Annotated in this window: 22 protein-coding genes; 6 read left to right on the top strand and 16 right to left on the bottom strand. The window is 72.5% G+C overall.

The genetic code is table 11. From position 1 onward, the window contains the following. Positions 1–95: 95 nt before the first annotated feature. The 6 genes from JJ691_RS46990 to JJ691_RS46965 all read right to left on the bottom strand — a co-directional run bounded on the left by JJ691_RS46990 (position 96) and on the right by JJ691_RS46965 (position 5,930). The gene (locus JJ691_RS46990; protein WP_211765853.1) at positions 96–599 is read right to left on the bottom strand and encodes a 2'-5' RNA ligase family protein; all 504 of its coding nucleotides are present in this window, start codon (positions 597–599) and stop codon (positions 96–98) included. Continuing rightward, complete coding sequence (locus JJ691_RS46985) at positions 596–1,078, bottom strand: helix-turn-helix domain-containing protein (RefSeq protein ID WP_211765852.1); 483 nt, start codon at positions 1,076–1,078, stop codon at positions 596–598. Before JJ691_RS46985 ends, JJ691_RS46990 begins: the two co-directional genes overlap by 4 nt. A gap of 86 nt (positions 1,079–1,164) precedes the next feature. Then, positions 1,165–2,088 carry a bifunctional riboflavin kinase/FAD synthetase gene (locus JJ691_RS46980; RefSeq protein WP_211765851.1) on the bottom strand — a complete coding sequence of 308 codons (924 nt, stop codon included), beginning with the start codon at positions 2,086–2,088 and terminating at the stop codon, positions 1,165–1,167. 178 nt (positions 2,089–2,266) lie between these two features. Beyond that, entirely contained in the window at positions 2,267–3,199 is a 933-nt protein-coding gene (truB, locus tag JJ691_RS46975) for a tRNA pseudouridine(55) synthase TruB (protein ID WP_211765850.1), read from the bottom strand. Positions 3,200–3,213: 14 nt separating this feature from the next. Then, the gene (locus JJ691_RS46970) at positions 3,214–4,539 is read right to left on the bottom strand and encodes an MFS transporter (RefSeq protein WP_211765849.1); all 1,326 of its coding nucleotides are present in this window, start codon (positions 4,537–4,539) and stop codon (positions 3,214–3,216) included. 92 nt (positions 4,540–4,631) lie between these two features. Further along, positions 4,632–5,930, bottom strand: a complete 1,299-nt coding sequence (locus tag JJ691_RS46965) for an MATE family efflux transporter (protein ID WP_249227477.1) — start codon at positions 5,928–5,930, stop codon at positions 4,632–4,634. An 80-nt stretch (positions 5,931–6,010) separates the two neighbouring features. Here JJ691_RS46965 and JJ691_RS46960 point away from each other — a divergent pair, with 80 nt between their 5' ends. Both JJ691_RS46960 and JJ691_RS46955 read left to right on the top strand, forming a co-directional pair. Beyond that, positions 6,011–6,886: an aminoglycoside phosphotransferase family protein gene (locus JJ691_RS46960; RefSeq protein WP_211765847.1), complete on the top strand. Its 876-nt coding sequence runs from the start codon at positions 6,011–6,013 to the stop codon at positions 6,884–6,886. Further along, entirely contained in the window at positions 6,883–7,338 is a 456-nt protein-coding gene (locus JJ691_RS46955) for a GNAT family N-acetyltransferase (RefSeq protein WP_211765846.1), read from the top strand. The genes JJ691_RS46960 and JJ691_RS46955 overlap by 4 nt, the downstream gene beginning before the upstream one ends. On the opposite strand, the gene JJ691_RS46950 is transcribed toward JJ691_RS46955, so the two are convergent. The 8 genes from JJ691_RS46950 to rimP form a co-directional block, all read right to left on the bottom strand. After that, positions 7,335–8,396 carry a chitinase gene (locus JJ691_RS46950; RefSeq protein ID WP_211765845.1) on the bottom strand — a complete coding sequence of 354 codons (1,062 nt, stop codon included), beginning with the start codon at positions 8,394–8,396 and terminating at the stop codon, positions 7,335–7,337. The two genes, JJ691_RS46955 and JJ691_RS46950, sit on opposite strands and share 4 nt — an antisense overlap. Before the next feature lie 243 nt (positions 8,397–8,639). Further along, complete coding sequence (locus JJ691_RS46945; protein WP_211765844.1) at positions 8,640–9,629, bottom strand: DHH family phosphoesterase; 990 nt, start codon at positions 9,627–9,629, stop codon at positions 8,640–8,642. A gap of 14 nt (positions 9,630–9,643) precedes the next feature. Further along, positions 9,644–10,096 (bottom strand): 30S ribosome-binding factor RbfA, encoded by a 453-nt coding sequence (rbfA, locus tag JJ691_RS46940; protein ID WP_211765843.1) that lies wholly within the window; start codon positions 10,094–10,096, stop codon positions 9,644–9,646. A 30-nt stretch (positions 10,097–10,126) separates the two neighbouring features. Further along, positions 10,127–10,423, bottom strand: a complete 297-nt coding sequence (locus JJ691_RS46935; RefSeq protein ID WP_211765842.1) for a DUF503 domain-containing protein — start codon at positions 10,421–10,423, stop codon at positions 10,127–10,129. Between the two features lie 65 nt (positions 10,424–10,488). Further along, on the bottom strand, positions 10,489–13,674 hold the full coding sequence (infB, locus tag JJ691_RS46930) for a translation initiation factor IF-2 (RefSeq protein ID WP_211765841.1): 3,186 nt from the start codon (positions 13,672–13,674) through the stop codon (positions 10,489–10,491). A 118-nt stretch (positions 13,675–13,792) separates the two neighbouring features. Continuing rightward, positions 13,793–14,185 carry a YlxR family protein gene (locus tag JJ691_RS46925; RefSeq protein ID WP_249227476.1) on the bottom strand — a complete coding sequence of 131 codons (393 nt, stop codon included), beginning with the start codon at positions 14,183–14,185 and terminating at the stop codon, positions 13,793–13,795. After that, on the bottom strand, positions 14,136–15,149 hold the full coding sequence (gene nusA, locus JJ691_RS46920; RefSeq protein ID WP_211765840.1) for a transcription termination factor NusA: 1,014 nt from the start codon (positions 15,147–15,149) through the stop codon (positions 14,136–14,138). Before nusA ends, JJ691_RS46925 begins: the two co-directional genes overlap by 50 nt. Beyond that, complete coding sequence (gene rimP / locus JJ691_RS46915; RefSeq protein WP_211765839.1) at positions 15,146–15,667, bottom strand: ribosome maturation factor RimP; 522 nt, start codon at positions 15,665–15,667, stop codon at positions 15,146–15,148. The genes nusA and rimP overlap by 4 nt, the downstream gene beginning before the upstream one ends. 167 nt (positions 15,668–15,834) lie before the next feature. Between rimP and JJ691_RS46910 the strand changes: the two genes are divergently transcribed. Together JJ691_RS46910 and JJ691_RS46905 are read left to right on the top strand one after the other, a co-directional pair. Further along, on the top strand, positions 15,835–16,317 hold the full coding sequence (locus tag JJ691_RS46910) for a hypothetical protein (RefSeq protein ID WP_249227475.1): 483 nt from the start codon (positions 15,835–15,837) through the stop codon (positions 16,315–16,317). Then, entirely contained in the window at positions 16,314–16,754 is a 441-nt protein-coding gene (locus tag JJ691_RS46905; RefSeq protein ID WP_211765838.1) for a ferritin-like domain-containing protein, read from the top strand. Before JJ691_RS46910 ends, JJ691_RS46905 begins: the two co-directional genes overlap by 4 nt. 177 nt (positions 16,755–16,931) lie before the next feature. Here JJ691_RS46905 and JJ691_RS46900 read toward each other — a convergent pair whose 3' ends face one another. Next, complete coding sequence (locus JJ691_RS46900; protein ID WP_211765837.1) at positions 16,932–17,654, bottom strand: hypothetical protein; 723 nt, start codon at positions 17,652–17,654, stop codon at positions 16,932–16,934. A 59-nt stretch (positions 17,655–17,713) separates the two neighbouring features. After that, positions 17,714–18,736 carry an aminotransferase class V-fold PLP-dependent enzyme gene (locus JJ691_RS46895; protein ID WP_211765836.1) on the bottom strand — a complete coding sequence of 341 codons (1,023 nt, stop codon included), beginning with the start codon at positions 18,734–18,736 and terminating at the stop codon, positions 17,714–17,716. 103 nt (positions 18,737–18,839) lie between these two features. Between JJ691_RS46895 and JJ691_RS46890 the strand changes: the two genes are divergently transcribed. Further along, positions 18,840–19,250 carry a YjbQ family protein gene (locus JJ691_RS46890; RefSeq protein WP_211765835.1) on the top strand — a complete coding sequence of 137 codons (411 nt, stop codon included), beginning with the start codon at positions 18,840–18,842 and terminating at the stop codon, positions 19,248–19,250. Positions 19,251–19,427: 177 nt separating this feature from the next. Further along, positions 19,428–22,352 (top strand): helix-turn-helix transcriptional regulator, encoded by a 2,925-nt coding sequence (locus tag JJ691_RS46885; RefSeq protein ID WP_211765834.1) that lies wholly within the window; start codon positions 19,428–19,430, stop codon positions 22,350–22,352. Positions 22,353–22,437: the final 85 nt, after the last annotated feature.

Raw genomic sequence — 22,437 nt, 5'->3', positions numbered from 1 at the left:
TGTCGCGGTCGTCCCGTGAGGCCCCCTGGAGAGGGGTTGTCGGTACCGGCCGCCACGGACCGCAGCCGGACCCAAACACCGAGGTTAGCAGGTGTTCACGGGGGGCCGCGCAGCAGCACCGCGTCGAGGGCCGGATAGCGGTACCCGTTCGGGGTCCGCTCGCTTCCCATGAGCACCAGCTCGCTCGACGTCCACCAAGGACCTTTGTAACCCAGAAGTGGGACAGCGTCGATCGATTTGTCTCGCCCCCAGGCCACGGTCAGGTGCGGGATGAAGTCGTGCCGCTCGACGTGGCCGGGCGCGTGGCCCCGGACCGCGGCGGCCGCCGCGGTCAGCGCCTCGTCGGCCTCCACGCCGATCCACAGCACGTCGCCGAAGGTGCCGGCGGAGGCCAGCCGCAGCCGGATCGGGCTCAGGCCGGCGGCTCGCTCCCGCAGCCAGGCGGCGCGGGCCACCGGGTCGTCGCCGTCCCCGTGGAAGCAGAGTGTGATGTGCCACAGGTGCTGGGGAGTCCAGGTGGGACCGTCGACTGTGGCCAGTGCGGCGGCGAGATGCTCGGTCGCGGCGGCGTCGGGGACGAGCGCGGTGAAGAGCCTCAAACCTGGGGGAATGCCGCGCGGCGCAGGAGCTCGGCGAGCCAGGGGTGGGCGTCACGGACCGTGTCGGCGGCGCGGGTCAGCTCCTCCGGGCGGGCCACCCGGCGCAGGGCCTGCACGGCGGCGACGTCGGCGCGGCCGTCGTGCACGGGCAGGGCGTCGCGGTCCACGGTGGGGCGGGACTCCCGCACGTCGTCGAGCGCCTGCTGGATGGCCGGGCGGTCGCCGGCGGCCACGCCGGGGGTGAGGATCTTGCGCTCGAGCATGATCAGCCGGGCCAGCACGGCCGGGTTGCCGATCTTGGCCCGGCGGCCGCTCATCACCTGGCTCAGCATCGGCGCGCTGATGCCCAGCACGTCGGCCAGGTAGGCCTGGGAGATGTCGAACGCCACCACGAGGCGGCGCACCCGGTCGCCGAGCGGCTCGCCGTACCACTCACGTTGCAGCGCCAGGTTGCGCTGGACGATCTTGTGGTCCTCCAAGGGTCCCCCTTGCCCGCCGACAATGTCCGGTTTGCATTCGCACGCGGGCCGATCGTAGCTGATGGCGCGGGGTGGGACGGGCCGTTTCAGGCCAGCAGCCGGCGGGCCTGTTCCACGTCGGCCCGCATCTGCACGACAAGATCGTCGCTGGAGCTGAACTTCAGCTGGCCGCGCAGCCGGGCCACGAAGTCCAGCGCCACCCGCTGGCCGTAGAAGTCCTCGTTGACGTCCATCACGAACGCCTCCACCCGGCGCTCCCGGCCGGAGAAGGTCGGGTTGGTGCCCACCGACACCGCCGCCTCGCGCACCTTGCCGCCCTGGATGAAGCGGCACGCGTAGACGCCGTCGGCCGGCACCGCGGCGAACTTCGGGGTGGACAGGTTGGCCGTCGGGAAGCCGAGGTCGCGGCCCCGGCCGTCGCCGCGCACGACGATGCCCTCCAGCCGGTGCGGACGGCCCAGCGCGTGCTCGGCCGCCACCACGTCGCCGGCGTCGATGCAGGCCCGGATGTAGGTCGAGGAGTAGATCAGGTGGTCCTCGGTGACCAGGCTCTCCCCCTCGGCCGTGAAGCCGAAGCGGCTGCCCAGCGCCCGCAGCAGGTCGACGTCGCCCTGTGCGCCCTTGCCGAAGGTGAAGTTCTCCCCCACCACCACCGCCGCCACGTGCAGCTGCTCCACCAGCAGCTCGTGCACGAAGGCGTCGGCCGGCATCCGGGACAGCTCCGGGGTGAACGGCAGCACGCAGAACACGTCCACGCCGAGCTCCTCGACCAGCTCGGCCCGGCGCTGCAGGGTGGTCAGCTGGGCCGGGTGGCTGCCCGGGCGGACCACCTCGGACGGGTGTGGGTCGAACGTCATCAGCACGCTCGGCAGCTCCCGCTTCGCGGCCAGCTCCACCGCCCGGTTGATGAGTTCCCGGTGGCCGCGGTGCACGCCGTCGAACACGCCGATGGTCAGCACACAGCGACCCCAGCCGCTCGGAAGATGATCGAGTCCACGCCACCGTTGCACTGTGTGAGATTAGCGCCGCCTTCGGCGGCGCGGCGCAGCCGCTCTGATCCGGTGCCTTCGCTTGCCGGATTTCGCCCGCCGCGTCGGCCCCCGTAGTGGGGCGCGTCGGGTGGCGGCGGACGAAATCCGCCAACCACTCCAGGCACCGGCGCGGCTGCGCGCTCTCCAGGTCCGAGACTCAATCCACTGCGAGAACCACCAAGGGCTTTGCCACACCTTCGGTGTCCACGGCCAACGCCAGCGCCCGGCCGTCAGGGCCGAAGACCCCGTACGGGCCGTCGATGCCGGCAGCCGGCAGCTTGCGGCCGTGGGACAGGGCCGCCGCCGAGGGCAGGTCGATGTCGTGTCGCGGGAAGGCGGTGTTCACGGCGTCGGCGAGGTCCAGGGACAGCGCGGGCTCCTCCTCCAGCTGCTCCAGGGTCCGGGCGGTGCGCAGGTCGAACGGGCCGACCCGGGTGCGGCGCAGCGCCACCAGGTGGCCGCCGACGCCCAGCCGCCGGCCCAGGTCCCGGGCCAGGGCCCGGACGTAGGTGCCGGAGGAGCACTCGACCATGACGTCCAGCTCGGTCGCGGTCTCGTCGCGACGGACCAGCAAAAGGTCGAACCGGCTGACGGTGACCGGCCGGGCGGCGAGCTCGACCTCCTCGCCGGCCCGCACCCGGGCGTAGGCCCGCTTGCCGTCCACCTTGACGGCGCTGACCGAGCTGGGCACCTGCTGGATGTCGCCGGTGAGCTCGGCGATGCCGGCCCGCACCTCGCCCTCGTCCACCGCCGACCCGTCGGCCTCGAAGGTGATCTCGCCCTGGGCATCGTCGGTGGTGGTGGCCGCGCCGAGCCGGATGGTGGCCAGGTAGGCCTTGGTGTCCATGGCCAGGTGCCCCAGCAGCTTGGTGGCCCGCTCGACGCCCAGCACCAGCACGCCGGTCGCCATCGGGTCCAGCGTGCCGGCGTGGCCGACCTTGCGGGTGCCCAGGATGCGGCGGGCCCGGGCGACGACGTCGTGCGAGGTCAGCCCGGCGGGCTTGTCCACGACGACCAGGCCGGCGTTGGCCGTGGTGCCGGGGGTGCGCTGGCGGTTCTGCGGGCGGCGATGGCGAAGCGGTTGTGACACAGCGAAATATTGTGTCACGCCGCGACGGGCTCGATGACGTCGTCCCACCGCCGGCGGCGCAACCGCACCGGCACTTCCTCACCGCGGGCGGCGGCGTGCAGCACGATGGCGCGGGCCCGCCGCCACCAGATCGCCACCCGCCAGGTGCCCAGCGCCTGCACCGCCAGGATCGCCAGGAAAGCGACCCGGAAGGCGTTCTGCTCGCCGAGACTGTCGGCCAGACCGAGCAGCACGCCCACGGCCAGCGCGGCGATGGTGGTGGCGACGAAGCCGCCGACGTTGACCACGCCGGTCGCGGTGCTGACGATCCGGTTCGGGTTGTAGTCCTTGGCCAGCGCGAAGCCGACCGACGACGCGGGGCCGCCGAGGGCGAACAGCACGAAGGCGATCACCAGCAGCCACAACGGGATCCGGCCCGGCAGGGCCAGCAGCAGCGTCCACAGCACGCCCGAGGTGACCAGGTAGGCGGCGGCCAGCGGGACCCGCAGCTCGGGGTTGCGGCTGATCAGCGTGCCGACCATCGGGCTGAAGATCAGGCCGCCGATCACCAGCAGGCTCAGCACGGAGCCGGCGGTCTCCACGGACAGCCCCTGGGCCTGCACCAGGTACGGCACACCCCACAGCAGGCCGAGCGTGGTCGGCGCGACCATGGTGCTGAAGTGCACCCAGAACCCGAGGCGGGTGCCGGGGGTCCGCCAGGAGCTGGCGATGCTGCGCACGACCTCGCGCGGCGTGACCCGCTCGACCACCGGCGCGGGCACGCCGCGGGGCAGGTCGCGCAGGCGGGTCGCGGCGATCATGGCGTACGCCGCGGTGGCGGCGCCGGCGACCAGGAAGGTCAGTGTCCAGCCGGCGTTGTGCAGCGCGAGGGTGAGCGGCACCGTGGCGGCGAGGTTGCCGGCCGAGCCGATCATGGCCGACAGCGACATGACCACGGCGTACTGGCGGGCCGGGAAGTGCCCGCCGATCAGGCGCAGCACGCTGATCCAGGTCATGGCGTCGCCGAGGCCGAGCACGGCCCGGGCGACCAGGCCCAGCGGGTAGCTGTCGGCGACCGCGAACAGCACCTGGCCCAGGCCCATGAACACGGCCGCGGCGGCGAGCAGCTTGCGCGGGCCGAAGCGGTCCACCAGCAGGCCGGTGGGCACCTGCATGGCGGCGTACACGAACACCTGCAGCACGGTGAACGTGCTGAGCGCGGCGGGGCCGACGCCGAACCGGTCGGCGGCGGCCAGGCCGGCCACGCCGAGCGAGGATCGGTGGAAGACGGCGAAGAGGTAGACGACGACGGCGGTGATCCAGACCACCCAGGCTTGACGGGTGGCGCGCGAGGCCGGCACGGCTGTCCTTCCGGGGGATGCAGAGGTAGGAGGTCCACACCTTTAATCCGCGCGCGCGTACCCACTGTTAACCGCTTCAGACGTGCACTCCGTCACACGCCGGTGACGGCCCACCGCCCCGATTTCGTCCGCAGCACAACGGCGATCAGCCGCAGCACCATGAAGGCCGACAAACCGGCCCAAATGCCGAGCAGCCCCCAGTGGAACGCCAGCGACAGCCACACCAGCGGCACGAAGCCGACCAGCGCCGTGGCCACCGTCGCCGTGCGCAGGAAGGCCGCGTCGCCGGCACCGAGCAGCACGCCGTCCAGGGCGAACACCACGCCGGCGATCGGTTGCAGCAGCACGAAAAGCCACCAGGCGTGCGGGATCTCGGCCAGCACGCCGGGCGCGGAGGTGAACAGCCGCGGAAGGACGTCGTACAGCGCGCCGAACACCACCGACAGCGCCGCCCCGAACACCAGGCCGTAGCGGGTCACCTGCCAGGCCAGGGACTTCGCCTCGTCGTCACGGCCCGCGCCCAGCGCCGCCCCGACCAGCGACTGCGCGGCGATGGCCAGCGAATCCAGCACCAGGGCCAGGAAGTTCCACAACTGCAACACGATCTGGTGCGCCCCGACCGCGTCGGCGGAGGTGCGCGAGGCCACCGACAGCGCGGAGATGAAGGACAGCTGGAACGCCAGCGTGCGGATCACCAGGTCGCGGCCGAGGCCCAGCTGCGCCTTGATCAAGTGCGGCACCGGCTTCAGCGGCACCTTCTCCTTCACCAGCGCCGTCACGAACAGCGTGGCCGCCACCGTTTGCGCGAACACATTGGCCACGGCCGAACCCTCCAGGCCCCAGCCGAGGGCGTAGACCAGGATCGGGTTCAGCACCACCGAAAGCCCGTTGCCCAGCAGCACGTACACCAGCGGGCGCCTGGTGTCCTGGACGCCGCGCATCCAGCCGTTGCCGGCCATGGTGATCAGCACCATCGGCGCGCCGAACAGGGCGATGCGCAGCCAGCTCACGCCGGCGTCGGCGATGGGTCCCTTGCCCGCCAACAGATCCGCCACTGGCGTGGCCAGCAGCTGGCCCAGGATCAACACCGCCAGGCCGACGCCGACAGCCAGCCAGGTGGCCTGCACGCCCTCCTCGACGGCGTCGCCCCGGCGGCCCGCGCCGTGCAGACGGGCGGTTCGCGATGTGGTGCCGTAGGAGAGGAAGGTCAGCGCGCTGGAGACCTGGGAGAACAACAGGCCGCCCAGGGCCAGGCCGGCCAGTGGCAGCGCGCCGAGGTGGCCGACCACCGCCGTGTCGACGAGCACGTACAGCGGCTCGGCCGCGAGCACACCAAGGGCCGGAACGGCCAGGGAGAACACCTGTCGAGCCGAGCCCGCACGCACCGTCACCAGCACAATGTGCACCGAGCGTCCCTCGGCACGCGAATTATGTGATGGCACTTACGGATCCGTTGTCCCAGTATGTGGCCATGCGCATGCACGCCGACGAGATCGACACCGACCCCGGCCTGGTCCGGCGGCTGCTCGCCGCCCAGTTCCCGCGCTGGGCCGATCTTGCCGTCGAACGCGTCGAATCCGCCGGCACCGACAACGCCATGTACCGCGTCGGCACCGAGCTGGCGGTCCGCCTGCCGCGCATTCCGCGCACGGTCGACTACCTGCGCCGCGAACAGCACTGGCCCACGGTCCTGGCCCCGCAGTTGCCGGTCGAGGTGCCGGTGCCGGTCGCGCTGGGTGAGCCCGGCGACGGCTTTCCACTGCCGTGGACCGTCCTGCGCTGGATCCCCGGCAGCAACCCGGTCGTGGGCCGGCTTGCCGACCCCGAGGCTCTGGCCCTCGACTTGGCCGAGTTCGTCCAGGCCCTGCGCAAGATCGACCCCACCGGCGGTCCGGAACAGCAGCGTGGCGTGCCGCTCAGCACCCCCGGCCGCGATTCCGCCACCCGTGAGGCCATCGCCCAGCTGCACGACGACATCGACACCTCGCGGGCCCTGGCCATCTGGGACCGCGCCATCGCGTTGCCCGAGCCTCCCGGCGTCTTCTGGTCCCACGGCGACCTCGCCCCCGGCAACGTCCTCGTCCGGGACGGCCGCCTCTCCGCCGTGATCGACTTCGGTGGGGCCGGCGTCGGCGACCCCACCGTCGACCTCGTCATCGCCTGGAACCTGTTGCCGCCCAACGCCCGCCAGGTCTTCCGCACCGCCTTGGACGTCGACGACGACACCTGGGAACGCGGCCGCGCGTGGGCCATGTCCATCGCCCTGATCCAGCTGCCCTACTACCGTGACACCAATCCCGGGCTGGTGGCCCTGTCCCGGCACGTGCTGGCCGAGGTGCTGGCGTGAAACCCGTGACCACACAACGGCTTTCGCTGCACCGGGTGAGCATGGACGACCTGGACGAGTTCCTCGCCCTGCACGCCGCGCAGAGCACCCGGTCGCCCGCGATGATCACCCAGCTGCTGCGGGACTTCTGCGCGGTCTGGGACAGCGGCGAGCACGGCTACTGGAAGATCGTGTTCGGCGATCGGGTCGCCGGCTTCGGCGGCGTGAAGCCGAGAACGTGGCGCGGGCGGCCGGTGTGGAACCTGTACTACCGGATCTGGCCGGACCTGCAAGGCAAAGGCATCGCCACGGAGATGGCCGGCAAGGCCATCGCCGTGGCGGCCGAGCTGCACCCGGACTGGCCGGTGCTGGTGGAGACCCGCCCCGACAACGCGGCGGCGATCAAAGTCGCCGAGGGCGTCGGGATGACCAGGCATCCCGACGCCGACGGCTGGGCGGTGCTGCTGACCTAGCGGCCTTCAAGGGACTTCACGTTGCTGCCGAAGCTCCAGCCCTTCGAGCCGTCCCAGTTGACCGACCACGTCATCAGGCCCTTGATGCCGCTGACGCTCTTGTAGGCCTGGGAGACCAGGCTGGTGGACATGTAGCCGCCGCCGGCGCCGGCCTGCGCGGGCAGGCCCGGGACCTGCTTGTCGTAGGGAACCTTGATGGTGGTGCCCTGCACGACCAGGCCGTTGTTCAGGCACTGGGTCTGCACGGTGAAGCCCTGCACGGTGCCGGCCTGGTAGGAGTCGCCGGAGCAGCCGTACATGCTGCCGTTGTAGTACTGCATGTTCAGCCACCACAGGCGGCCGTTGTCGGCGTACTTCTTGATGATCGGCAGGTACGCGCCCCAGATGGAGCCGTAGGTGATGCTGCCGCCGGTGACGTAGGCGGTCTCCGGGGCCATGGTCAGGCCGAAGTTCGACGGCATCTGGGCCAGCACGCCGTCGATGATCCGGATCAGGTTGGACTGCGAGGCCGACAGCGACTTGATGTTGCCGCTGTTGGTCAGGCCGGTCTCGATGTCGATGTCGATGCCGTCGAAGTTGTACTGCTTGAGGATCGGCACGATGGTGCTGACGAACTTGTCGGCCACCGCCGACGAGCTCAGGTCGATGCCGGCGGCCGCGCCGCCGATGGACAGCAGCAGGGTCGCCCCGGCCGCCTTGGCCGCGCAGTTGTCGGCCGGCGTGCCGACCTTCACGCCGGCGTCCATGCCGTCCTGCCACAGCGCCGTGCCGTCCGAGCGGATCACCGGGAAGGCCTCGTTGATCACGTTGTAGCCGTGCTGCGCGATCCGGCTGTCGGTGACCGGTATCCAGCCCAGGCCCGGGTGCACGCCGTTGGCCGCCCCGTCCCAGTTCTCCCAGTAGCCCTGCAGCACCTTGCCGGCGGGCCGGGACTTCACCGCACACGTGTCCGCCTGGGGCGATGCGGGGTTCGCCTGGGCGGACGCCAGACCGAGCGCCGGGACGGCTAGCGCGGCGGCGAGAACTGCCGTCAGGGACCGCGATATCCGACCGAACATGGCCAGCTCCCATCGTCGAGTAATGGCGGCGGCCGGACTGCCGACGATACCCCCGAGCGGTCAGGTGGTCTAGACCAGATTCGGACATTCACCCCCGGCCGACAACACGGCCAGGCCCCAGCTCCCGGAGGCCGACGCATCGCCGCCGCAGCCACATGTGCGCCACATTCGACTCCCAGCGCCACATGTGGACCACATGTGGCGAAAAGTGGCGGCGGGCCGGGGCCCGGGTGGCGGTGGGGGTCAGGTGGCGGCGGGGGCGGTGGCGAGGGCGTCGCGGATGCCGGCGATGACCTCGTCGGCGGTGCCGCGGCCGGTGAAGCCGGCGGCCAGGCGGTGACCGCCGCCGCCGAAGCGGACGGCCACCGAGCGCACGTCGAGGCGGCCGACGGCGCGCAGGGAGACGGTCCAGTCGCCGGTGGGGGTTTCCTTGAGCACGGCGGCGACTTCGGCCTCGGCGGTGGAGCGCACGACGTCGATGACGCTCTCGACTTCCTCGGACCGCACGCCGGCAGAGTCGGTCTGGCGCACGATGGCATGCACGAAACCCAGTCCCTGGGCGGCATCGGGCTCCAGCCGGGCGGCGCCGAGCACGGCGGCGAGCATGCCCAGCCAGGCGAACGGATGGCTGTCCATCAGGCCCCGGATCAGGGCGGCGCCGTCCACCCCGGCCTCCAGCAGCCGAGCGGCCAGGCGGTGGGTCTCGGGCTTGGCGAAGCGGAACGACACGGTGTCGGTGGCGACGCCGGCGTACAGGCAGCGGGCGATGGGCTCGTCGATCTCGACGGCGAGGGCGTCCAGCAGCCGGGCCACGATCACCGCGGTGGCCTCGGCCCGGTCGTCGACCAGGTTGTGCGAGCCGTACCGGGTGTTGGAGACGTGGTGGTCGACCACGAGCGACACCGGGGCCGCGGCGACCCGGTCGCCGAGCGGACCGAGCCGGTCGACGCTGCCGGTGTCCAAGGCGACCAGCAGGTCCGAACGCGGAGGGACGTCAGTCGCGGGCACGAACAGGCCGGCGGAGTCCAGGGATCGCAGCGAGGCCGGGATCTCGGCGGGGTAGCCGAACGAGACACGGACGGTCGCCCCACGCCGTTGCAGGGCCAAGCCCAGCGCGAGGGCGCTGCCCAGGGCGTCGGCGTCGGGGTTGACGTGGGCCAGCAGCGTGACATCGGACGCCGCGGCCAGCAGGGCCGCGGCGTCCGCGACATCGACCTGATCGGATGCGCTCACACCGGCAAGCTACGTCACTCCGAGTCGGACTCCACCTCGCGGGGAGCCTTGTACGGGTCGGCCTCGCCGGCCGGCTGCGCGCCGGAGGCCAGCTGGGCCACCTCGGCGTCCGACTCGCGGGCCTTGGCCAGCAGCTCCTCGATCCGCTTGGAGTCGGTCGGCACGGTGTCGGCGACGAAGGCCAGGGTCGGCGTGAACCGCACCCCGGTCTGCTGCCCCACCATGGTCCGCAGCACACCGGACGCGCTGGTCAGCGCGGCGGTGACGGCGGCGTGGTCCGGAGCGGACTCCAGGTTGTCGCCGAGCACGGTGTAGTACACGGTCGCGTCGTGCAGGTCCGGGGTGACCCGGGCGTCGGTGATGGTGACCCGGGCCAGCCGGGGGTCCTTCACCTCGTGTTCCAGCGCGGACGCCACGATCTGGGCGATCCGCTTGGCGAGCCTGCGGGCGCGGGCCTGGTCGGCCACGGCGCTCCTCCTCATGAGTAGTGACAGAAACTAGTCGTCCTCGGGTCCCAGCAACCGCTGGCGCGCGGACAGGACCTGGAGCTCGGGACGCGAGGACACCAGCCGCTCGCACGCGTCGAGCACGTCTCGGACGTGCCCCGCGTCGGCGGCGACCACCGACACCCCGACCAGGGCGCGGCGGTGCAGGTCCAGGTGACCGGCCTCGGCGACCGAGACCTCGTACTTGCGCCGGATCTCGGCCAGCACCGGCCGGACCACGGAGCGCTTCTCCTTGAGCGAGTGGACGTCGCCGAGCAGCACGTCCATCTCGAGGGCACCGACGAACATGGGCATCACCGTGGGCGGACGCCGAACGGGGCCGGCCGACAGCCGGCCCCGTTGGCGCCACTTGTTCAGTTGCGGGGCTTCTCCCGCATCTCGTACGTCTCGACGATGTCATCGACCCGCAGGTCGCTGTAGTTGCCGAGGGTGAGACCGCACTCGAAGCCCTCGCGGACCTCGGTCACGTCGTCCTTGAAGCGACGCAGCGAGGTGAGGGTCAGGCTCTCCTGGATCACGACGTTGTCGCGGATCAGGCGGGCCTTCGAGTTGCGCTTGAGCTCGCCGGACATCACCAGGCAGCCCGCGATCGTGCCGACCTTGGAGGACTTGAAGACGTCGCGCACCTCGGCCCGGCCGAGCTGCACCTCCTCGTACTCCGGCTTGAGCATGCCCTTGAGGGCCTGCTCGATCTCGTCGATCGCCTGGTAGATGACCGTGTAGTACCGAACCTCGACGCCCTCGCGGTTGGCGAGCTCGGTGGCGCGGCCCTCGGCCCGGACGTTGAAGCCCAGGACGATGGTGTTGTCCGTCGCGGTGGCGAGGTTGATGTCGCTCTCCGTGACACCACCGACGCCGCGGTGCACCACGTGCAGCTCGACGTCGTCGCCGACCTCGATGTTCAACAGGGCCGCTTCCAGCGCCTCGACGGTGCCGGAGTTGTCGCCCTTGATGACCAGGTTGAGCTGGCTGGTCTCCTTCAGCGCGGCGTCCAGGTCCTCCAGGCTGACGCGCTTGCGGCGGGACGCGTTGAGGGCGTTGCGGGTGCGGGCCTGGCGGCGCTCGGCGATCTGCCGGGCCACCCGGTCCTCCTCCACGACCAGGAAGGTGTCGCCGGCCCCGGGCACCGAGGTCAGACCGATCACCTGCACCGGACGCGAGGGCAGCGCCTCGATGACGTCCTCGTTGTGCTCGTCGACCATGCGCCGGACGCGCCCGTAGGCGTCGCCGGCGACGATCGAGTCGCCCACCCGCAGCGTGCCGCGCTGCACCAGGACCGTGGCCACCGGGCCGCGGCCGCGGTCCAGGTGGGCCTCGATCGCGACGCCCTGGGCCTCCATGTTGGGGTTGGCCCGCAGGTCGAGCGCGGCGTCCGCGGTCAGCAGGATCGCCTCCAGCAGCTGGTCGATGTGCAGACCCTGCTTGGCCGAGATGTCGACGAACATGGTGTCGCCGCCGTACTCCTCGGCCACCAGGTTGTACTCGGTCAGCTGCTGGCGGATCTTCTGCGGGTTCGCGCCTTCCTTGTCGATCTTGTTCACCGCGACCACGATCGGCGCGTTGGCCGCCTGGGCGTGGTTGATCGCCTCCACCGTCTGCGGCATGACACCGTCGTCAGCGGCGACGACGATGACCGCGATGTCGGTGGAGTTGGCGCCACGGGCACGCATGGCGGTGAACGCCTCGTGACCCGGGGTGTCGATGAAGGTGATCAGCCGCGGCTGGCCCTCCAGCGAGGTCTCGACCTGGTAGGCGCCGATGTGCTGGGTGATGCCGCCGGCCTCGCCCTCGTGCACGTTGGCCTTGCGGATGGTGTCCAGCAGTCGGGTCTTACCGTGGTCGACGTGACCCATGACGGTCACCACCGGCGGCCGGATCACGAGGTCGTCCTCGCCACCGGCGTCCTCGCCGTAGGTGATGTCGAAGGTCTCCAGCAGCTCGCGGTCCTCCTCCTCGGGGGAGACCACGTTGACCACGTAGTTCATCTCCGAGCCCAGGAGTTCCAGGATCTCGTCGGAGACGGACTGGGTCGCGGTGACCATCTCACCGAGGTGGAACAGCACCTGCACCAACGCCGCCGGGTTCGCGTTGATCTTCTCCGCGAAGTCGGTCAGCGACGCGCCGCGCGGCAGCCGGATGGCCTCGCCGTTGCCCTTGGGCAGACGGACGCCGCCGACGCTGGGCGCCTGCATGTTGTCGAACTCTTGCCGCTTCTGGCGCTTCGACTTGCGGCCACGACGCGCGGGACCACCCGGACGGCCGAACGCGCCCGCGGCGCCGCCGCGACCGCCGGGACCACCCGGACGACCACCGCCACCGCCACCGCGGAAGCCACCGCCGCCGGCCGGAGCGCCGCCGCCACCGCCACCGGGACGGAAGCCGCCACCGCCGCCACCGCCCCCACCGGGACGGAAGCCGCCGCCACCGCCGCCGCCCCCACCGGGGCCACCGCGGAAGCCACCGCCACCGCCGCCGCCACCCTGGCCGCCGCGGAAGCCGCCACCGCCGCCGCCCCCACCGGGACCGCCACGGAAGCCACCGCCGCCGCCACCGGGGCCACGGCCGCCGCCACCCGGACCGCCGCCGGGACGACCGCCACCACCGGCCGGACGGGCCGGTCGGGGCGGCATCATGCCGGGGTTGGGCCGAGGCGGCATGTTGCCCGGAGTCGGGCGGGGACCACGGTCGCCACCGCGGTCGCCGGCCGGACGGTCGCCACGCGGGGCGCGGTCGGGCCGGCCGTCACCGGGACGCGGCCGGTCGCCGCCGCCCTGTGCGGGCGGGCCGGGACGGGGCCCAGCCGGCCGCGGCGCGGGCGCGTTGGAGCCCACACCGAACGGGTTGTTGCCGGGCCGCGGCGCGCGCGGACCGGGCTTGGGGCCCTGCTGGCGCGGCGGCACGGTGCCGCCGTCCTGCGCCGGCCGAGGGCCGGGACGCGGGCCGGGCTTGGCGCCCGGGCCCTGCTGCTGGGGCCTGGACTGCTGGGGCCGGGACGGAGCCTGCGGGCTCGCCGACGCGGCGGCCGGGGCCTGCTGCTGCGGAGCCGGCGCGGGGGCCGGGCTGGACAGCTGGGGCTGCGTCGGAGGCTTCGGAGCCTGCTGCTGCGGAGCCTGGGCCTGCGGGGCCGGGGTCTGCGGCGCGGCCGGAGCCGGGGCGGCCGACGCGGCGGCCGGGGTCTCCTGCTGGGCCGGGCGCGGGCCGGGGCGCGGCCCCGGACGCGGGCCGGGCATCGCCGGACGCTGGCCGGGCATGCCCGGCTTGGGAGTGGGCGCGCTCTGCGGCGCGGAACCGGACCCGGCGGGGGCCGGGCTGGTCTTGGCGGGCGGCGGACCAGGGCGCGGGCCGGGCTTCGGCGCGCCTCCCCTGGACTTGGTGTCGCCCTTCTCGTAGGCGTCCCGCAGCCGGCGGGCCACCGGGGCCTCCACGGTGGAGGACGCGGACTTGACGTACTCGCCCTGTTCGGCGAGCTTGTTCAGCACTTCCTTGCTCGTGACGCCGAGCTCCTTCGCGAGCTCGTGCACTCGGGCCTTGCCTGCCACTGCTCTCCTCGTCTAGGGAGGCCGGGCGGCAAGTACCCGCTCGACCTCGTCCTATCGTCGCGCGATCATGTCTTCAGCTTCACGGCTGACTCATGACGGGTCGACCTGCTTCCTCTACTCATTCGCCGCGGGGGGTTCCCGCGGCATTGCTCCCCAGCTGCACCGACTCGATGTGAGCGGTGAGGACAGCGAGATCGAGCGCCCCTTGGACCCGGAGGGCCCGTGGAAACGCCCGACGACGCTCGGCGGCTCGCAGGCATGCCGGATCGGGATGCATCCACGCGCCCCGACCGGCCAGCCTGCGCCTCGGATCCGGGACCACGGTCTCGTCCCTGACCACCGCGCGCAGCAGCTCGGAGTCCGACGCCTTGGCGCGGCACCCCACGCACGTCCGGACGGGGCCGGTGATCAGGGGTTCCGGTTCTCGACGACGAACCACCAGTGATTCTATCCCCTCGGACTCACTCTGCCGAACCGGATACCTGTCCGGTCGGCGCGACCACCTCGGCATCGCTGCGGATGTCGATGCGCCAGCCGGTCAGCCGAGCCGCCAGCCGGGCGTTCTGGCCCTCCTTGCCGATGGCCAGGGAGAGCTGGAAGTCCGGCACCACGACCCGGGCGGTCTTGGCTCGCTCGTCGAGCACCCGCACCGAGACAACCTTGGCCGGGGACAGGGCATTCCCGACGAAGGTGGCCGAGTCCTCGGAGAAGTCGATGATGTCGATCTTCTCGCCGGCCAGCTCGCTCATCACGTTGCGGACCCGGGCGCCCATCGGGCCGATGCACGCGCCCTTGGCGTTCACGCCGGCCACCGTGGACCGGACCGCGATCTTGGAACGGTGACCCGCCTCACGTGCCACCGCCGGGATCTCCACCGTGCCGTCGGCGATCTCGGGCACCTCCAGCGCGAACAGCCGCCGCACCAGGTTGGGGTGGGTCCGGGACAGGGTGATCTGCGGGCCGCGGGCGCCGCGGGACACGCCGACCACGTAGCACTTGATCCGCTCGCCGTGCTCGTAGCGCTCGCCGGGCACCTGCTCGGCCGGCGGCAGCACGCCCTCGGTGTCACCCACCTGGACCACGACCATGCCGCGCGAGTTGGCGCGGGCGTCGCGCTGCACCACGCCGGCGATGATCTCGCCCTCCTTGGCCGCGAACTCGCCGAAGGTGCGCTCGTGCTCGGCGTCGCGCAGGCGCTGCAGGATGACCTGGCGGGCGGTGGTGGCCGCGATCCGGCCGAAGCCCTCCGGGGTGTCGTCCCACTCCTCGTTGACCACGCCGTCCGGCCCGATGTCCTGGGCCAGCACCCGGACCAGGCCGGTCTTGCGGTCGATGTCCACCCGGGCGTGCGCGATGTGGCCGTCGGTGTGCTTGTAGGCGGTCAGCAGCGCGGTCTCGATGGCCTCGATGACGGTCTCGAAGGGGATGTCCTTGTCCCGCTCGATCGCCCGGAGGGCGGCGATGTCGACGTTCATTCGGACTCCTCCTGACAGCCGCGCTCCAACAGCGCCAACTCCTCGACCGGCGGCTGCCGGAACTCCACTTCCACCACGGCCCGCTCGACGGAACCGTGCGCGACCTCCCGCAGCTGGCCGTCGACCAGCAGCTGGACCGTCTCGTCGGTGACCTTGCCGACCCGGCCGAGGAACTCGACGCCGTCGGCCTGGCGCACCTTGACCAGCCGGAACTTGGCCCGCCGCCAGTGGCGGGGCTGGGTCAGCGGCCGGTCGGTGCCGGGCGAGGTCACCTCGAGCGTGTACGGGCCGGCGAGCACGTGGTCGTGCTCGTCGAGCGCGGCGGCCACCACCCGGCTGGCCTCGGCGATCTCGTCCAGGCCGACGCCCTCCTCGCCGTCGACGACCACCTTGACCAGACGGCGACGTCCAGCCTGCTGCACGTCGAGCAGCTCAAGGTCGAAGCCGATCGCCGAGACGGCCTCCCGGACGACCGGTTCGAGCTGCGCGGTTATCTCCCCGCGCGGCGCGCTGGACACGTTCTCACTCCCCTGGTCGCTGTGTTGCTGCTGTCACCACGCGGACGTGACGACATCGACCGGCGACTTGCTCACCGGTCGTGGTCGCCAAGCGTATCTCGTCACTGAGCCGTCCAGACGCACGCGGACCGGAGTGGGTCGGGTGATTGCTGGCAAGATGACTCACCGTGACCCCTCTGCTCGGCCGCCGGGCCCTGTTGCGCCTCGGCGCGCTCGCGGTCCTCGCCGCGCCCGCCGTCACCGCGTGCACGTCGGAGCCGTCCGCCCCGCCGCCCCCGGACCCGCTGGCCGAGCTGGCCGACGCCGCCGCCGCGGACGCCGCCACGGCCCGCGGACTGGCCGCCCAGTACCCGGCGCTGACGGCCAAGTTCCAGCTGGTCGCCACCAACCGGGACGCCCAGGCCGTCGCGCTCCGCAAGGAGATCGACCGGGCCACGCCGCCGCCCAGCACCTCCTCGTCCGCCGCCCCGAGTACCCCTCAGGCGGCCACCTATCCCAACCAGGCGGCCGCCGTGGCCGGCATGATCGCCTCGCTGGCCGCCGCCCAGGACAAGGCCACCCAGGTGGCGCTGGCCGCGCCGACCTATCGTGCCGGGCTGGTCGGCTCCGTCGTCGCCGGCTGCGCGTGCCTGAAGGAGCTGCTCTCGTGAGCCTGCCGCCCGAGACCGTCGACGCCCTGCAGCGGGCGCTGGCTGCCGAACACGCCGCGATCTGGGTCTACGGCCTGGCCGGAGCCTTCCTGCCGGCCGCGTCGGGCGCCGCCCTGACCAAGGGCGCCGAGGTCCACACCGTCCGCCGCGACGCCACCATCACGACCCTGAAGAGCGCCGGCGCCACGCCCAAGTCCGCCGAACCGGGCTACGGCACGCCGCAGCCGCTGACCAACCAGTCCTCGGCGTTCACGCTGCTGGTGGCGGCCGAGACCGACACGGTGTCGGCCTGGCGGTCGGTGCTGGAGAACACGTCCGATTCGGGGGTCCGCAAGACCGCCCTGGACGCGCTGACCGACGCCGCCGTGCGGGCGATGACCTGGCGCCAGTCCGGCGGCCAGACCCCGTCGACGCCACCGCTGCCCGGCCAGAGTTGACCGCGACATGCCGCGCGTTCCGCGCGGGGCGAGGCCGCTCGTGACCGGTGCCTTCCTTAGCCGGATTTCGCCCGCCGCATCCGGCTGAGGCGGTGGGCGCGCCGGGTGGCGGCGGCCGAAATCCGGCGACAGTCCAGGCACCGGCGCGGCCTCGCACTCTCCTGCGTTGGCGGCCCGCTACTTGCCGGCGAGGCGGAGGGCGTCGGTGCTGATGTCCTTGAGGGCCGGCTTGTCCTGGTGGCCGTCGACGAACGCGGTCAGCGTGATCGTGGTGACGCTGCCGTTGGTGGTCGACGCGTAGCCGCCGTCCTGGATCTGGGCGGTGGTCGGCAGGTTCGCCGCGGTCACGCCGCCGTCCTTGACCAAGTCGTTCAGGTTGCCGGTCTGGTCGCCGTTGGTCAGCTGTCTGAGCTGTTCGGCGTCGGCGCCGTTGCCCATCTTGACGTCCACCACCGACACCACGGCCGTGGTCCCGCCGGACACCGTCGTCGAGTACAGCGACCGGACCAACTGCTGGCACGGGTGCTGCTGGAGGAACGTCTGGGTCTTGCCGAAGGCGTGGGTGGCGCAGTTGGCGTCGGTGGCCGGCCCGGCGACCCGGGTGAAGGTGTACTTGCCGGCGACGGTGTTGTTCTGGGCCGAGGCGGCCGAGGCCACACCGGCCACGTGCGAGGGCTGCACGGCCCAGAAGATCAGGCCCGACAGCACCGCCACGCCGACCAGCCCCAGGCCCTGGAGCAGCAGCTTGTTGCGCTTCTCGGGCGGCATCGAGCCCCCGCCGCTCGGCTGCGGCGGGTCGTAGAACTCCGGCGGCAGCTGGAACGGCGAGGTGTCAGACGGCCCGGCCGTCGTGGGGGCGGCCCGCCAGGTCGCCTGATCTTGGGGGTACGACTCCGACACACCAGCACCGTAACGGGTGACCGATTCCGACACGATTCGGATGGCAACATCACGATCTGTCACCGAATCAGGATCCGCTCCAGCAGGTCGACGTCCTCCTCGGTGTTGCTCAGGCAGAACGACAGCCGCACCCGGCCGGCCCGCACCGCGTGCCGGACGCCGGCGGCGGACAGCCGGTCGGCGTCCGCGTCGACGGAGACGATGGCCGAGTCGCCCGGCGGCCGGCCGAGCCGGTCCAGGAAAAGGTTGGCCAGGCCGATGTTGTGGTCGCGGACGGCGGCCAGGTCCAGCGAGGCCAGCCAGGGCAGTGAGACGGCCGCGCCGACATGGGAGAACCAGACCGGCGAGAGGTCGAACCGGCGGGCGTCGGCGGCCAGCCGCAGCGGCAGGCCGTAGACGGTCTGCCAGGGCTGCTCGCCGGCGTACCAGTTGGCGTTGATCGGCACGGCTCGGTCCACCACGTTCGGGTGAACCGCCATCCAGGCGGTGCCACGGGGACTCATCAGCCACTTGTAGCCGGCGCCGACCACGTAGTCGGCCCAGCGCAGGTCGCCCAGCGGCAGCCAGCCCAGGGCCTGGGTCACGTCCAGCAGCACGGTCACACCCTCGCTGTTGCGGCGCACGGCGTCGAGGTCGAGCCGCCGACCGTCGCTGGACTGCACGACACTGGCCGCCAGCACGTCGTGGTCGCGCATCGCGTCCGGGATCTCCTCCAGCGGCACCTCGGTGACCTTGACCCCACGCTGCCCATGCGCCGCGAACGGGAAGGGGACGCTGGTGAAGTCGCCGGCCGGCACGAGCACGCGAGCGCCGTCCGGGACGGCCGCGGCGGCGATGCCCACCAGCTGCGAGACGCTGGCCCCGATGGCCACCAGGGACGGATCGGTGCCGACCAGCGCCGCGAAGGCGGCCCTCGCGGCGGCCACCGGCTCGTCGAAGGCCGTGGACACGTCGGCCCCGCTCCGCCACCGGCGCACCGCCGCCTCCACCGCGTCGGCCACAGCCGTCGGCGGCACGCCGATGCTGGCGGTGTTGTGATAGCCGGCGGGGATGTCGAAGGTCTGGCCGAAGGCTTCGCGCATTCCACCAAGCTACGGCTCCCGACACGCGGAGAGTGCGAGGTCGCGCCGGTCACGAGCTACCTCGCCCCGCGCGGCACGCGCGGAGAAAGTACGTTCACGTGCCGTGCGAAGTGTCGAAATTACGATCAGGACCGGATCGGCCGAGGTGGTGTACGACCTGACCGGCGACTGCGAGCGATTTCTCGCCGATGAGGGGGCCGTGGACGGGTTGCTGCATGTCTGGGTGCCGCACGCGACGGCGGGCCTGGCGGTGCTGGAAACCGGGGCCGGCAGCGACGACGACCTGTTGGCCGCGCTCGCCCGGGTGCTGCCCCATGACGAGACGTGGCGGCACCGTCACGGCACGCCAGGACACGGGCGCGACCACGTTCTACCTGCGTTTCTGCCGCCGTACGCGACGATCCCGGTGCTGGCCGGCCGGCTGGCGCTGGGCACCTGGCAGTCGATCTGCCTGGTCGACACCAACGTGGACAATCCGGTCCGAAACGTCCGGTTCTCCATGCTCCGGGGTTGATCCCCTTCGGCCATCTCCCCCATACGAGGGTGATACGAATCACGCGAACATGCAGAATTGTCCCGCGGAATTCGCATTGCCGGTTAACCCTGCCTTTTCGTCTCTTGCCCGAAACGACCCTGGACTGGCACTCTTGACGCCGATGTTCAATCCCGTACCCCACCCTGATGAGGTGCCGTGACCGGCCGGCGCGAACGCACGCGGGGGACAGCGGAGGACCCTGGCCGAGCCACGCTGGTCGGCCGCGCCGATGCCCTGCGCCTGGTGGACAAGACGCTCGACCGCGCCGGCAAGGGCACGTTCCAGCTGTTGGAGCTGGTCGGGGAGCCCGGGGTGGGCAAGTCGCGGCTGCTGGCCGAGGCGGTGTCGGCGGCCCGCGGCCGGGCGATGCTGACGCTGCTGGGCCGGGCCTCGGAGTTCGAGCGGGACGCCCCGCTGGCGGCCATCGCCGACGCGCTGGACGACCACCTGGAGACGTTGCCGGAACGGCAGCTGACCCGCCTGTCCGAGGGCGAGCGGCGGCTGCTGGGTTCGGTGTTCGCCGGCATCGGCGCGGACGTGCCGGCCGAGGCGCCCGACCGCTACCGGCTGTTCCGAGCGGTGCGGGGCCTGCTGGAGCTGCTGGCCGAGTCCGGCGGCCTGGTGCTGGTGCTGGATGACGTGCACTGGGCCGACGAGAGCTCGGTGGAGCTGCTGGACCACCTGCTGCGGCACGCGCCGCGCGGCCGGATCGTGGTGGCGGTGGCCTACCGTCCGGGCCAGGCCTCGCCGCAGCTGTCGGCCGCGCTGGGGCTGGCCCAGCCGGCGCGGCGGGTACGGGTGGACGTCTCGCCGCTGACCGAGCAGGAGACCGAGGAGCTGCTGGGGCCGGAGGTGAACCGGACCCGCCGGCAGTGGCTGTACGAGGCCAGCGGCGGCAACCCGTTCTACCTGGAGGCCTTGTCCCGGATGAACAACGGCCGGGTGCCGGCGCCGCGGGACACGGCCAGCGAGGCCTTCGCGTCGATGACCGCCGAGGTGCCGGACGCGGTCCGCGCCGCCCTGCTGCTGGAGCTGACCAGCCTGAGCGCGCACGGGCAGTTGGTGGCCAAGGCCGCCGCCGTGGTCGGTGACGAGTTCGAGCCGGCGGCGGTGGCCGCGGCCGGGGAGATCGCGGAGTCGGACGCGCTGACCGCGCTGGACGAGCTGGTGGCCCGGGACGTGGTGCGGCCGGACGCCGCCCGGTTCCGGTTCCGGCATCCGCTGGTGCGGCACGCGGCGTACGCGTCGGCCAAGGCCGGCTGGCGGATGGGTGCGCACGGCCGGGCGGCGCACTTCCTGCGCGGCAAGGGCGCGCAGCCGCAGATGCTGGCCCACCACGTGGTGAACTCGGCCCCGTTCGGCGACCTGGTGTCGGTGAGCGAGCTGGCCTCGGCGGCGCAGGCGGTGGTGTCCCGCGCGCCGGCGACGGCCGCGCACTGGCTGGGCAACGCGCTGCGGCTGCTGCCGGAGAACGAGGCGACCCGGCCGACGCGGTGCAATCTGCTGCTGGCGCTGGCCAACGCCCAGCTGAGCAGCGGCCAGCTCAGCGGCGGCCGGGAGACCGCCCGCGAGGCGCTGGCGCTGCTGCCGGTCGAGGACCTGGCGCGCCGGGCCGTCGCGGCCCGGCTGTGCGCCACGATGGAGCGGATGCTGGGCTCGCGGGAGGCCGCCAAGGCGGTCCTGCTGGCTGAGCTGCGCAAGCTGCCCAACCCGCTGGTGGTCGAGGCCGCGCCGCTGTACCTGCGGCTGGCCGTGGAGTACATCGGCACCGGCGAGGCCGCCGAGTGCGCGCGGATGCTGGCCGAGATGGCCAAGCTGGACCACCTGGACCCGGCGACCGCGTTCGCCACCGCGGCGCTGGGCGTGATGCCGGCCTACATCACCGGCGACATCCCGGGCGCGCTGGACCTGCTGGACGAGGTCGACCGGCTGATGTCCCAGCTGACGGTGCCGGAGATCGCGCCGTGGATGGACATCACCGCGTGGCTGTGCTGGGCCGAGATGATGGTCGGCCGGCACGCGCCGGCGCTGACCCGGCTGGAGCGGGCCATCGAGATCGCCCGGGCCACCGGGCAGCAGTTCGTGCTGGCCTACCTGCTGGCGGCCAAGGCCTTCGCACTGGGCCGGCTGGGCCGGCTGGCCGAGGCCCAGCCGATCGCTGAGGAGGCGTGCGACATCGCGCGGCTGGTCGGCGCCCCCGAGGCGCAGACGATGGCGCTGACCGCGCAGTCGCTGGTGCTGGCCTGGTCGGGCGAGTACCCGGCGGCGCTGAAGGCGGCCAGTGAGAGCGCGCGGAACAACCAGCAGCCGAGCAAGGTGTACTGGTCGGTGCTGTCCGGCTGTGCCCGCAGCCTGGTGCTGATCTACTCCCGCGACCTGGAGGCCGGCCGGCCCGCGGTGCTGGCCGCGTGCGAGGAGTTCGAGTCCGAGGGCGTGCGCGACGAGACACTGCTGCTGATCTGCCTGGAGGCGATGGCCCACGCCGAGGCCATCGCCGGCAATCCGAGCGCCGCGCTGCCGCTGGTCGACCGGGCCGACGCGATCCGGCACCCCGACCACGAGGTCAACGTGGCGGTCGCCGACCTGATCCGGGCCCACGCGCTGAGCGTGGCCGACCCGGCGGCCTCGGCCAAACTGGCCCTCCAGTCGGCCGAGACGCTGGCCGGCCTGGACTACCGGCTGGAAGAGGGCCGGGCGCGGCTGCGGGCCGGGCAGAGCCTGGCCACCTCCGGCGACCGGGCCGCCGGCCTCAAGCAGCTGGCCACGGCGGCGGAGCTGTTCGCCACGGCCGGGGCACGAGGGCTGCACGCCCAGGCCGCCGAGGCCCAGCGCCGGCTCGGCCAGCGGGTGCCGGTGCCGCGGGCCGGCCGCCGGCAGGAGCTGCCGTTCGGGCTGTCGCAACGGGAGTTCGAGGTGGCGCGGCTGGTCGTGGACGGCCGGACCAACGCCCAGATCGCCGAGCGGCTGTCGCTGAGCCTGCGGACCGTGGAGACCCACCTGACCCGCATCTTCAGCAAGACCGGGGTGCCGGCCCGCGGCGGCCTGGGCCGGGTGCTCGGGCCGTATCTCGACCAGAGCTGACCGACCTCGGTAACTGACCGACCTCCGTCAAAATCGGTCACGCTGCGGACATGGGCCGACACCAGGGCGTACCTCGTTCAGCCCC

It is taken from the genome of Kutzneria sp. CA-103260 (genome assembly GCF_018263855.1).
GTDB lineage: Bacteria > Actinomycetota > Actinomycetes > Mycobacteriales > Pseudonocardiaceae > Kutzneria.
The sequence above is the reverse complement of the archived record's forward strand: the minus strand, read 5'-3'. Positions and strand labels throughout refer to the sequence as shown.